The following is an 11,877-nucleotide window of genomic DNA, read 5'->3' on the forward strand; positions in this document are numbered from 1 at the left end:
CCGATCATATGACCGTCCCATCGCGCGGCACGTCAGCACCCGCCCCGCCACCAGCCGCGACAGGGCCGCCGTCGCCGCCCCGGCTGACGCCGCCGGACACGGATGCCCAGGTCCGCATCGCCCGTCTCGCTCCCGCGCCGAAATCCCCGCCAGCCTTAGCCTCATCCCGCGTCCGTCGACTTCACGCTCCCGGCATCGCAACGTATCTCCGTCGATCACCTGCCCGACCGAACAGGTGAATGTTCCGACGGCCACCGCCCCGCCAGCATCCGACCTGTCGCCGTGCACATGCACGTTCGGACCGCCCGCATTCACGCGCTTAGCAATGGTAGGCGCCTCAGCCGCCGAGGTAGCAGCACCGCCATCCGTCGCCACGCTCCCGATCGATCCGCCGAACAGCGCAACCCCCGCCCCACCCGCAACGATCGTCGCTGCAATCCCGAGTTTCCGCCGCGCCCGCCGTCGCGCCGATCGCGTTCCTAGCCTGCCTTCGCCCCGTCGCGCCATCAACTCCATCGTCCCCAGCAGATTAACACTTACGCACCCCAGGTTTTGCGCAGCTCACAACATCTGGCTGTGGAATAACGAAACCCCGAATGAGTTGACTAGGCGCACACTCGCTGTTCTACAACATCGGCAGTTTGCAGGGGACGCGACATAGGGGGCGTTTATTGGACTCTTCAATTATCGTTGGCTGGGCGCTCATCGTCGCTCTTTTGACCATTCTCTGGGTGCTTGTCTGCATCCCCGCCTTCGCCCTCCTTGCCGGCTGGCGTCGTATCGGCACCGAGTCGCCGGCTGAAACTGCCCGCTGGTTTCTCGACCGGCGCCCCGACATCGCGCGCCATTATTCCGCATTCCGAGTCCGCTTCGCTGCTGCCGCCGACACTCTGAGTGGCGCCACCGTCCGCGTGATGGTCGACCGCCTGCATCGCCGCCTCCGCCGCAACCTCGCCGCAATACGCGCCGAGATCGACCGCCGCCTCCAGCGCATCTCCTCCGCATCCACGGCGCGCGAAGGAGGCACGCTCGTCGACCTGCTCCAAAGCTTTAAGGCGGACACCGATCGCGCCCTCGAATTTGGCACCCTCGAGGACGGCTTCGTCGACAACAGCGTGGCTCGCTCCAAGGCGCGCCTCTCGGCGAGCCTTGCCATTGCTTTCGCCCTCATCATCGCAGCCGCCAACTTCGGCCTGCTCTACATGTTCTTCAACGAGGCATACCCCGGACGTATTCCCTATCTCGACATAAAACTCGCTGTCGCCCTCGCCCTCTTCTTCCCTCTAGTCGAAGCAGCCGCAGGCGTCGCCGGAGAGATCCTAAACAGCTCGAGCACCTCCGCGCTCATCAGGAGCGTGGGCGTTGCCGTCATCGTAGCGGTCATGGTAGCCCTTGGCGCCCTCGAATTCGTCATCTTTTACCAATTATTCGGTGAGCTCTTCCGCTCCCTGGAGGCGTTCCCACGCGACTCACTCATGCACACCCTCGTCGCACTTGTCGGCGCGGCACTCACCGTTCTCCAGGCCATCTTCGGGTTCGTCGCGGCCCGCAGCCTCCTCCACCTCCGCGAACTCGGCACTTACATAAGCATCCGCGATCAGGTGGCCGACGCCCGCGCCTTCGTCGACGGCCTTGAGTCCCGCTACGCCGCCATCGACAACGCCGCCGCCGGCGCGGCCCGTTCGATCGACGAACTTGCTGCCCAGCTCCGCGGCCGCGGTGAAGCGGAGCTGCCTGTGGCTTCCGCGCTCGCCGAGCAGCGCGACGCGCTCCGCGCCGCAATCGATGAGGTCAACCCGGAGAAATGGCCGGCCGACGTCGCCGCCTCCGACGCCGACCGCACCTCGATCGCCGCCCAGGCTTGGCTCTTCCCGATCCTAGTCCTCGCCGCCCTCGCCTTCTTCACGCTCGCCGCCGGCGCCACGATCGAGCGCAGCGCCGTCGCCGGCCCCGACGCCTGGCTGGAAGGAATCCTCGTCGCCTTCGCCGCGGGCATCGCCGCTATCATTGCCGGGGCTCACCTTTTCGACCGCGCTACTCTCGCCTATCAGTCCGGTGACGAATGGCGGGATGCCATTTCGCCGCGCGATAGCGCCTTTCGCGTGTTCGCCCTCGTTATCCTCGTCATCGCTTCGATCGGCACCCTCTGGCTCTGCATCCACGCCGACGGTTGGCTTGGCCTCGCCGAGGGCCTTCTTCTCGTCGCGATCCTCCTCGCGCTCGCCGTCGCCGGTTCGTATCTCGATTTGCTCCTGCGCGGCCTCGCCTTCCTCGCCGTCGTGCTCGGTCTGGCCATAGTCCTCACTTTCCTGATGCTCGTCCTCTCTGCCTGGACCGCCCTCCTCGTCTTCGGCGCGATCCTCGCGTTCCTCGTGCACGCACTCGCCGCCCTGCTCGCCTGGCCCCTCGCCTGGGCACTGTCACTCCGCAGCGACCGCAACTCGGCGCAAGCGTCCGCTTCGACACGCATGCCAACTCGTGCGGCATGAGCGTCCGCATTGGCCTCCTCGTCTTCGCACTCGCCCTCGCCGGCTGCGATGGGCGCGATAACACCAACTCCACCGAAGGTGACGGCCGTCGCCCCGAATCCGCCATCTCGGTCCTTGTCGATCTCTCTGAGACTTGGCACAACCCGATCTCCCGCGCCCTCAACCAGCGCCTCTTCGGCAACGTCGGCACCGCCATTGCCCGCTCCGCCTACGACCTCCCCTTGCCCCTTTCCGTCCGCTACCACATTATCGGCAGTGGCAGCCTCGGCCGCCAGGCGCCCTGCGCCGCCGACTTCGCGCCCAGCACGTTCTCGATCGGGGAGACCCCGCCCGGCACCATCCGCGATCGCGATCAGTTCCGCCGCTACATCGCAGTCGACTGCCCCGAACTCCTCCTCGCCCAGCCGGCTGAGCCAGCCACCGAGATAAGCGCCGCGATTGTCAGCGCCCACCGCGCGGCCGCCCTGCTCGCCCCATCCGCCCCGCGCACCTTCATCCTCCTTTCAGACTTCAAAGAAGAAGCCGCCGCCATGCCTGCGCTTGGAGCTCTCGACCTCCGTGGCATTCGTTTCCTCTTGGTCTATCGCACCCTTCCCGAAGACAGGCAGCAGCCTGACGCGCAGGACGCGCGCCTCGCCATCTGGCAAAGGCGCCTCGAAGCAAGTGGCGCCGCCGTCATTCTCGTCGACGAAAACGCCGTGCTTTCGTCCTTCACCGACTTTCAGGCCCTAATCGGACGAAATCATGCCCGCTGACGACGACAGTCCCGCTCAGGCCGACCCGCGCCGCCGCCGCGGCGCTAAGGTCACTCGCGTCGGGCCGCCCCAAGGCGGGCCCGCCACGACCGGCGTGCCATCAATGCCCGAGGCCGACGCTCGGCCAATGGATTTCGAGACAACTACACCCTCTCCACTACGCGGCGACCCCGGCCGCCGCCTCCAGTCCGCCTTCCTCCTTGCCGCGTTGATCGGCTTCATCGCCGCCCTCCTCGGCCTCGTCCCGCAAGTAGCGTGGGCGGGCTTCGCCGGTCCGCTTGTCACTATCGTCGGTTTTTACTGGTGGGGCCATCACGCCGGTCTCGACGACCGCGGCGACACGCGCCAGCGTTTCGCCGACTCCTGCTACTTCCTCGGATTCCTCCTCACCATGAGCGCCATGCTCATTGGCTTCTTCCCAGCGGGCATGTTGGGCCATGAGCTTACCAGCCAGGGCATCCTCCGCCACTTCTCCATGGCCCTAGGCGCCACCGCCCTCGGCCTGGTCTTCCGCATCGTCGCCCTTCAGGGCGGCCGTTCAATCGACGAAGATGTCGCCGAAGTCGAAGCCGAACTCCGCGACTACGCCCGAACTGTCTCCCGCGAAGCCCGCGCTATTGGCGTTAACCTCGCCGAAGCTCGCGCTGGCCTCGCTGCCCACGGCACCGACCTCGCCACTTTCGTCTCCACTGAGGCCCGCGCCGCCCTCGGGCAAGCTCTTGACACTCTCCGCACCAGCGCCTCCGAGATCGCGGCTGAACTCGCCGTCCAATCCGCGGCTCTGCGCGCGTCAGCCCACGCAATCGACGAAACTGTCCGTGCCCGCGCCGTTGAGCTCGGCGACGCCGAGTCCCGCTCCGCCGAAGCCGGCCAGCGCCTCGAGACGTCTCTTGTCCGCACCGCCGACGCCGCCGGCGCCCTCCACGACGCCCTGGCCACCCTACAGATCCGCGTTGCCGCCTCAATCGGCGAAGCCACTGGCGCCATAACTCGCCTGTCCGTTTCCTTCGAAGCCGCCGCTGCGCTCGCCCCCGATTTGGAATCGCGCGCCGGTGATCTAGACACCCGCCTCACCGCGGTTCACGCTGGCCTCGCCGCAGTCGAAAGCGGCGTCGATCGCATCGAAGCCGGTGTTGGAGCCGCCGGAACCGCTCTCACCGCCGCAGCGTCTCGCGTTGAAGCGACAGCAGTCAAAATCGATTCCGAGGGGGAGGTTGCCCTTGACCGCCTCCGCGAAGCCACGGCCGCGGCCGGCGAGCGCATCGCCGCACTCGGCGCCGACGCGATCGACCGCCTCGGCCGCGAAAGCGCCGAGCGGCTCAACCGCCAGTTCCAGGAGGGGCAGGACGTCATGGCCCCGCTCCGCGCTCAGGCAGACGAATTCGAGCGCCGGATCGCCGCCGCCACGGGCGCCTTCACGACCATCGTTGACCGCTTCGCCGCCGACCTCGCGGCGCTCCACCGGGAAGTGAATCAGCGTTGAAGAGCCGCGCCGCCGCCGAACGTCACGACCAGAACGAACAGGTCGTCACCTTCACCCTCGTCGAATTCCTCACCGCTTTGGTCTTCATTGCCATGGCTCTCGGCCTAATCCTCAGGAGCGAGGCGCTGCGGGATCTCGACCCGGACCAGGAGAAGATGCAACACCTCCGCACTCAACTCGCGGAGCGCGACCGCCGCATTCGTGACCTAACTCGCGAGGTCAGCCTCCTCCAGGCCGAGATTGAAGCTCAGCGCAGCTTGGTCCGCCGTCTTATGAGTCAGGCCGGCATGACCCTTCCGCCTGACGAGCATGTGGTCCTCTCCCGCGCCGACTATGATCGCATTCGCAACGCCGTGCTCGTCTCCCGGGATCAGCAAAGCCAAATCGCCGATCTTCTCCGCCAGATTGCCGCTCTACGCGGTGGCGGCGGCACCGACCTTCCCCGCTGCACCACCAACCCAGGCATGCTCATCAGCATTCGTCTCAACGGGGACGGAAGTTTTTCCGCTGCCCCCGCTTGGCCTGCCGAATCCTCGGCCGCAGTATCCCAGATCGACGGCCTGAGCGATCTCATAAGCGCTGGCGCAATGACGCGCGCAACCTTCCTCCGGCATGCGTCCCGTGTCGACGCCTGGGGCGAACGCCAGGCACTCTCCTGCGCCTTTAACGCCGTCGTCACCCGCGGCCACGGCAATCTAGACCTTTACCTGCGCCAGCTTTCTGCCGTCGAACAGCACTTCTATGTCCGACGCGCTCGCTGAGTCGCTCGCCCGCCTCAACCGCGAAGCCGCCGCGATCATCGACGCCCTTCGCCGTGCTCGCGCGCCCGGATCCGTTCCGCGCCCGGCAGCCCTGCCTCAATCTGCTACGCCCGAACCCGCACCCCATTGGACACCCGCCCTTCCACTTGGACTCACCCCTGATCAGCCAAGCGCCGAACGACCTCTCATCCCCCCGGGGTCTCCCCACGAAGAACTCCTCACGCCGGAACCGCCGCCACCCGCCGTCCGCACCTTCGCCGCCTACGTTGGCGGCCTCGTCAGCCTTCTCTTCCGGCGCGGAAGCTGACCAACGCCGGTGGATGGACAAACGAGCAGGCGCCCCGCCTGTTAGGGAGCATCCTGGTGATAGGTGCCCTCGGTCCGTAGGACTTCTATATCCGGGGTGGGATCCTGGCACCCTTGTATGGGATCGCAGCCATATATTTGCGCATGAGCAATTCGAGGTCGAGCGATCGGCGACTCTCGCTACATTCCGTGGCTCAAGGAGATGCTCATGTCGGAGCGCAAGTTCGAGGTCAGCGGGACCGACGACGACGGCGATGTTTGGACATTCTCGACCACCGATCGGGAGCGAGCGAATGGCGTTTTCGCACAGATGCGGGAAGATTTTACCGAGGTGAAGCTGCGGGTGGGGAACGGATAATCTTCCTCAGCATCATGTTACCGGGACTCCGAAGGTGAGAGCGTGCTCATCCCGCAAGACGGGACGTCCACAGATCGAGAGAGAGAACGCGACGCCCGTTCCGCTCGGGCACTACATTCACGACCTTCAAGGGCACTGCGACCCTTCCGGCGCGGCATCAGTCACAGCTTCATGGCGACCCCCCTCTAGTCTAGGATAGTGCGCCTAATTTGCCGTGTCGCCGAATCACCTTTTCAGTCCGAGCTGGTCGTAAATCCCCGCCATGGCATTGGTGAGCGACTGGCGGCGGCCGAACACGATACAGTCTCGCGTGTCGGGCGGCGGCGTAGTGGCGTCCCGCCAAAAATTGTCGAACGGCCAACGCTCCTTCGCGCCGTTCGCCAGAAAGGCTAGCAGGAACCGCAGCATCACGCTCTTCTCCACCGGCCTCTCCTGGCATTGTCGATATACGTCCTCCAGCGCATAAAGCGCCATGTCGCGGAGGGCATTGGGAACGAAACTAGAACAGAGCGACCGCGACTGGAAGCTGATTGAGAGCCTTCCGGTCGAGGAACGCCCGTTCCGCTTTCGCTGGGCGGACGGCGCGGAGACGGAGATGGCCGGCTTCGATCCGGTGATGTGGGGAGAGGACGGCCACCGGCCCGAGCCCCTGATCGAATGGCAGGATCTGTGACGCGGCGAGCGCCTGCGGGCTACAGGCGAATTGACCGGATCGCTGGCTTGGTCGCCATCCTGGTCATGGCCTGGATTCTCTGGAACATCGTTTGACGCTCGCGGCTAGAGCGCCAAACTGACCGGAGGGAGCCGTCGCGGATTGACTCCAGCGACGGCCCGGCCTTTCGTCGGGCCATGTGCAACCGCTTCCGCCAGGTGAAAACGAAGGAGAACCTATCTCTCATCTTCAACGCGCGCCCGCTGCTTGATCGTCCTGAGCCTCGCGCTGAGCTTTATCCGAAATATCCCGGCGCGGTGATCCGCAAGGAAGAAGGCCAACGAGTCCTCGACGTGATGCCGTGGGGCATCCCGCTCAGCATGAAGGGCAAAAGCGGCCAGCCGCTGGCGCCCAAGCCCGTTACCAACGTCCGCAACCTCGTCAGCGGCTTCTGGAAGTCGACGATCGCGCGCGCCGAGTGGCGCTGCCTGGTGCCTTTCACGAGCTTCGCCGAGCCGAAACCCGGCAAGGGCGACGACGGCCGCCCGGCCTGCTGGTGGTTCAATCTGCCTGCGAACGAGGTGGCAGCCTTTGCGGGCATCTGGCGGCCGTCACAATGGGGCGACGTGTTCGCCTTCCTCACCTGCGAACCGAACCCTCTGGTGGAGCCGCTTCACCCCAAGGCCATGCCGGTGATCCTGGACCCCGAGGACTATGACCGCTGGCTCGACGGCGACTATGACGACGTATGTTCGTTGGCAGCGCCGTTCCCATCGCAGCTAATGGCGGTGTCATGAACCAGTCGCGTCAATTTCAGGCGACTCCCTCTGCTGGGTTCCGTCTGAGGCCGGCCCATGGACGCGGTCGAGATAAATTCCAGCCATCGCATAGTGAGCGCGCACGGCGTTCGCGTGTGTCGCCTTCTGGGCCATTTCGACCTCCGATTCCGCCCGTCGCTCGAAATATTCCGTATCAACGTCCTGCCCCACGTCTCCTCCTTATCTGAGGGCTTCATTGCGCGAACAAAATCGCGTCGAACTGGCGCCTGGTTCCGCGAAAACTGACTAACCTGGCTTGGTCTGCGGGAGCTGTCGATTTCCAAGACAGCCTGGTTCAGCGTGAAGCTTGCGACGCGACAATTCCGTCGGAGCTTTCCTACAGCCTGTGTTCCCGCCCACCTGGATGTGATTGCGGCCCAGCGCCACGCCGTTCGGGGCTTCAGGATCGGCTAATAGACGATACTGTCGGCCGAGGAACCGATGCGTTTGACCGGCGACATAGAGAAGCTCAGGCGTGCGCGGTCGCAAGCGGTCGAAGCACGCCGGGATTTGAGGATCCACGCACCGCGCTTCCTGAGCCGTTCCTCGATAACGTCGAGCGGCGTGCCGGCAGGGGCGGCGATGTTGGCGTCGTCGGTGGACGCAGCTCATATGCGGGGAGCTCTCGGTTTCGAAATAAATTCGTGGCGGAAGGCCTGCGCGACATCGGCGTCTCGATGGGTAGCCTGCCACCGCGCCGCCCACACCTCGAATCGCGGGAAATTGCTCAACAGTTTTACACCAAGATTCAATCGAGTTCGAAGGCAGGGTTGATTGGCCAACCCCCAGCCGATTTTTTTCCGCCGTGCAAAAGGTCAGTTTTCGGGCGCCACGAGGCGATCCCAGTGTAGGGCAGATCTCCGATTGGTTGGCCATCTTTCCTGTCGGTCCTAGGCACAAGGGCAAGCACCCCAGTGCCCGGCATCTCACCAGTCGCTAGAGACGATACGGCGCGATTCGGTGGAACATGCCTTCGCGGGATGTGACGTTGAGCTTCGCGTAGAGCTGTCGAATGTGCGATCGCACCGTCTCGATGGACACGCTCAGGTGCCGGGCCACCTCGTCCGCGGTGTTGCCCTCGAGCATATCCCGCAGCACTCGATATTCGGTGGGCGTCAGCTGAAACGCCTTGTCCAAGTTCGCGAATTTCGCCGTGAACCCGCTGACGCTCGGGAAGAAGATCATTCCAAAGATGCGGCCGCCCACCGATCGGCCGATTTCCTGCACACGAAACAACAGATGCTCGTCGCCGTCCGCGCAGGGCAGGCAGAAGCTGTTCAGATCCTTTCCCGTTCCGTCGATGAATTCGATCATCGTCTCTTGCCGACCACGATCAGCGAAGCAGAGTTGACCCTTGTGGTTGGTGAGGCAGTCACGCCGGGCCAACAGCGCTTCGGCGGCCCGGTTTGTCCACAGCAGGTTGAGATGGGAATCGACGACGGCGCGCGGAAGGGGATCGCGGTCTGCCCAGCCGAGGAGGATATCGCCAAGCGACGTCCCCAGCGCGGCGGCGGCACGCCGGTCAATGGGAGGTTCCCCGGCGCGAGTAGTTGAACCGCCGGCATGCCCACTATCGCCACTCTCCCCATGCATGGAAGGATTCTCTCGCAATGGCGGTGTGCGTTGACGTATTATCGGCGCAGTAGCTGCCATAGCATGGCCACCCCCCGGCCGCGTCAGAACACCCAATCATACGCGAACTACGAATGACGAATGTGAAGCAGCGACTGAAGCTCCACTATCCGGGACTTTCCCGGATGTCCTTCCATGACACACTTGTAAGATTCACCAGCCCAGATCGGGCGCGTCGCAATTTGTTCGTGACTTGGCGCGCCAAATGGCGAAAGTTGACATATGCTGAGCAGCTCGTCGCTTGCCAATGTTTGGCGGACGCAAAAAGGATCTGGCCTCGTATCGATGGTCGTCCTGTTGCTCGGCTATGCGCTCCTTTACATAGCGCTGCACGGCCTCGCGGCATTCTGGGGGGCGGGAAAGCTCTACAGTCTTTGGTTCCCTGCCGCCGGAGTCCGCTTTGCCATCATGTGGCACTATGGCCCTCGCCTCGCCATTCCGCTGGCACTGGCGGAACTGGCCGCCCTGACCGCCGGGGGCCTTGTGGGGCTGAGTTCGGTGAACGACCTGTTGTTCATCGGAAGCATCGTCGCTCCACCCCTTGCCTACGGCGTCGCCGTCTGGATCGTGCGTGCGATTTCGCAGGAGCCTCGAACCTGGTCGAGAAGCGCCCCGCTGCCATTCGCACTCGCCGCTCTCCTCGCTCCGTTCCTTGGCAGCCTGGCCAGCTTCCCCTGGCATCTGCTCCTTGATCCGGCCCGCCTGTCGCCTCCGGCCGACGCGGCTGCGGCGTTGACGACCTTCATACTGGGCGACTTGCTTGGCGTGCTGCTCGTCGCGCCGCCGCTTGTCTGGCTCGCCAACCGTCGCGGTGGCCGTCCGCTTGTTCGATCGATGCCCTGGCCCCGCCCGCTAGAGGCGCCATTTGCATTGGCATTGGCCTGGGCGGGGGTGGCGGCGATTGAGTTCGCCGGCGAAGGCCTTCGCCTGACGCCGGTCCTGCTGGCGACCATCTGGATCGGGTTGCGTTTCGGTCGCTTTGTCGCATGGGTCGCTATCCTTGTGGCCTTCCTCGTGGTCCTCTCGCTGCCGGACTTTGGCCTGGCCGGCGCGACCCGCTTTCAACTCCACCTGCTGCTCGCCGGCATTGCCGCCACCGGCTATTTGGCCGGCAGCTATGCCGACGCCGAGGCAGGATTTCTCGCGGACATCCGGAAACGTGACCGCCTGTTGTTTCAGGCGGAGCGGCTGAAGGCGCTCCGCGCGATGTCGGTCGCGATCGTGCACGAGATAAGTCAGCCGCTGTCGACCCTTTCGATCGAAACGAAAAACCTGGCGCGACTCGGCCATGCCGGACCGGTGGCGGCGGAACTGAGCGAGAGCATCGCCCTTGTGGAGCGCAAGACCGCCCATCTTGAACAGATGGTCTGCCGCCTACGCCGCTTTGGCGGCCGCGCCACCGACGCCCCCGCCCATATCTCGGCCGCGTCTCTCGCTTGCGAAGCGGCCGAATTGGTGGCGCCCGAAGCACGACGACTGGAGGTCTCGGTGCAAACTTCGTCCGAACCGGGTCTCGCGATCTGGGGTAATGAGATAGAGCTCCAGCAATCGCTCGCCAACCTGATCCGCAACGCCGTTCACGCCTCTCCTGGGGGGATGATTTTGGTGTCCGCCATGGCGGCCAAATGGGGGGACGTTCGCTTCGATGTCGTCAACCGCACCGGTCTCTCCGAATCCGCTCGACCGGGAATGGGGGTGGGGTTGCTCATCGCTCGCGCCATCGCGGCAGCGCATGGTGGCCGTATCGTTTCCACGGAAACGGGAGGGGAAAGACGCGTCTCGCTCATCCTTCCCGAGCGATATGGATGTCCCACTGAGGCCGAGTGCGATGGCTGAGCAGGCGACTCCCCTAGTTTACGTTGTCGATGACGATGTCGATCACGCAGCGGCCGTGTCGCGCCTGCTGCGCCGCCGCGGCTACGCTGCTCGCGGGTTCGAGGCTGCCGACCCCATGCTGCGCGAGCATGAGCGGACACCGGCCGATTGTGTCGTCACCGACGTGATAATGGAGGGCGCAAGCGGATTCGTCCTGGCCGAACGGCTGCGCCGGCATGGCCCTCGGACGGCGATTCTGTTCATGACCGCGTGGCCGAGCAGCTCCGATGCCGTCGACTCCGTTCGTCGCCTCGGCGGCATCGACTATCTTGAAAAGCCTCTGGATACGGATCGGCTCCTATCTTCCCTCGCCGAAGGCATCGTCTGGAGTGAGCGCGGGCGCGTCGCCACGATGCGCCTTTCCGCCCTGACGCACCGCGAGCGCGAGGTATTCGACCTTCTCGTCAAGGGAATGAGCAACAAGGCCGTGGCCGTCGCGCTTGGCATCAGCCCCAAAACGGTCGAAGACCATCGCGCGGCCATCACCGCCAAGACAGGCGCCGGCAATCTGGCACAGTTGATCGCCCTCGCCGCATCGCAATAGCCGCCGTTTCCCGCCAACTACCGAACGTCCATGGGAGCCGTGTAAGGTCCCCGTTTCTATCGTCAATGATACCCGGGATTGCCCCGCGCCAAGGAAACGGCGCAATTTCAATTATGTGAATCAAATGATCTCCCCAATGTTGGGGATGCTCAAGACGACTTTCCCGTTTACGACTCGTTAAACCAAAACGAGAGCAGAATCGCC

At 64.5% G+C, this 11,877-nt stretch carries 11 protein-coding genes; 9 read left to right on the plus strand and 2 right to left on the minus strand.

The window, feature by feature from the left end; translation table 11 throughout:
* The first annotated feature begins 671 nt into the window (after positions 1–671).
* The 5 genes from ACFQRC_RS07290 (at position 672) to ACFQRC_RS07310 (ending at position 6,152) form a co-directional block, all read left to right on the plus strand.
* On the plus strand, positions 672–2,489 hold the full coding sequence (locus ACFQRC_RS07290) for a hypothetical protein (protein WP_379959477.1): 1,818 nt from the start codon (positions 672–674) through the stop codon (positions 2,487–2,489).
* Positions 2,486–3,244 carry a hypothetical protein gene (locus tag ACFQRC_RS07295; RefSeq protein ID WP_379959480.1) on the plus strand — a complete coding sequence of 253 codons (759 nt, stop codon included), beginning with the start codon at positions 2,486–2,488 and terminating at the stop codon, positions 3,242–3,244. Before ACFQRC_RS07290 ends, ACFQRC_RS07295 begins: the two co-directional genes overlap by 4 nt.
* A 103-nt stretch (positions 3,245–3,347) precedes the next feature.
* Positions 3,348–4,727, plus strand: coding sequence for a hypothetical protein (locus tag ACFQRC_RS07300; RefSeq protein ID WP_379959482.1), 1,380 nt, complete (start codon positions 3,348–3,350; stop codon positions 4,725–4,727).
* Entirely contained in the window at positions 4,724–5,488 is a 765-nt protein-coding gene (locus ACFQRC_RS07305; protein WP_379959485.1) for a hypothetical protein, read from the plus strand. The genes ACFQRC_RS07300 and ACFQRC_RS07305 overlap by 4 nt, the downstream gene beginning before the upstream one ends.
* A gap of 514 nt (positions 5,489–6,002) precedes the next feature.
* A complete protein-coding gene (locus tag ACFQRC_RS07310) occupies positions 6,003–6,152 on the plus strand; it encodes a hypothetical protein (RefSeq protein WP_379959487.1) in 150 nt (49 codons plus the stop codon).
* Between the two features lie 225 nt (positions 6,153–6,377).
* Here ACFQRC_RS07310 and ACFQRC_RS07315 read toward each other — a convergent pair whose 3' ends face one another.
* On the minus strand, positions 6,378–6,575 hold the full coding sequence (locus ACFQRC_RS07315; protein WP_379959489.1) for a hypothetical protein: 198 nt from the start codon (positions 6,573–6,575) through the stop codon (positions 6,378–6,380).
* A 64-nt stretch (positions 6,576–6,639) separates the two neighbouring features.
* Here ACFQRC_RS07315 and ACFQRC_RS07320 point away from each other — a divergent pair, with 64 nt between their 5' ends.
* Together ACFQRC_RS07320 and ACFQRC_RS07325 are read left to right on the plus strand one after the other, a co-directional pair.
* Positions 6,640–6,825 (plus strand): hypothetical protein, encoded by a 186-nt coding sequence (locus tag ACFQRC_RS07320; protein ID WP_379959491.1) that lies wholly within the window; start codon positions 6,640–6,642, stop codon positions 6,823–6,825.
* A gap of 176 nt (positions 6,826–7,001) precedes the next feature.
* Entirely contained in the window at positions 7,002–7,601 is a 600-nt protein-coding gene (locus ACFQRC_RS07325) for an SOS response-associated peptidase (RefSeq protein ID WP_379959494.1), read from the plus strand.
* A gap of 957 nt (positions 7,602–8,558) precedes the next feature.
* On the opposite strand, the gene ACFQRC_RS07330 is transcribed toward ACFQRC_RS07325, so the two are convergent.
* Positions 8,559–9,215: a LuxR C-terminal-related transcriptional regulator gene (locus ACFQRC_RS07330; protein ID WP_379959497.1), complete on the minus strand. Its 657-nt coding sequence runs from the start codon at positions 9,213–9,215 to the stop codon at positions 8,559–8,561.
* A gap of 324 nt (positions 9,216–9,539) precedes the next feature.
* Between ACFQRC_RS07330 and ACFQRC_RS07335 the strand changes: the two genes are divergently transcribed.
* Positions 9,540–11,090, plus strand: a complete 1,551-nt coding sequence (locus tag ACFQRC_RS07335; RefSeq protein ID WP_379959500.1) for an ATP-binding protein — start codon at positions 9,540–9,542, stop codon at positions 11,088–11,090.
* Positions 11,083–11,673: a response regulator transcription factor gene (locus ACFQRC_RS07340; RefSeq protein ID WP_379959502.1), complete on the plus strand. Its 591-nt coding sequence runs from the start codon at positions 11,083–11,085 to the stop codon at positions 11,671–11,673. The genes ACFQRC_RS07335 and ACFQRC_RS07340 overlap by 8 nt, the downstream gene beginning before the upstream one ends.
* Positions 11,674–11,877 lie beyond the last annotated feature (204 nt).

It is taken from the genome of Enterovirga sp. GCM10030262, assembly GCF_042666435.1.
Classification (GTDB): domain Bacteria; phylum Pseudomonadota; class Alphaproteobacteria; order Sphingomonadales; family Sphingomonadaceae; genus Allosphingosinicella.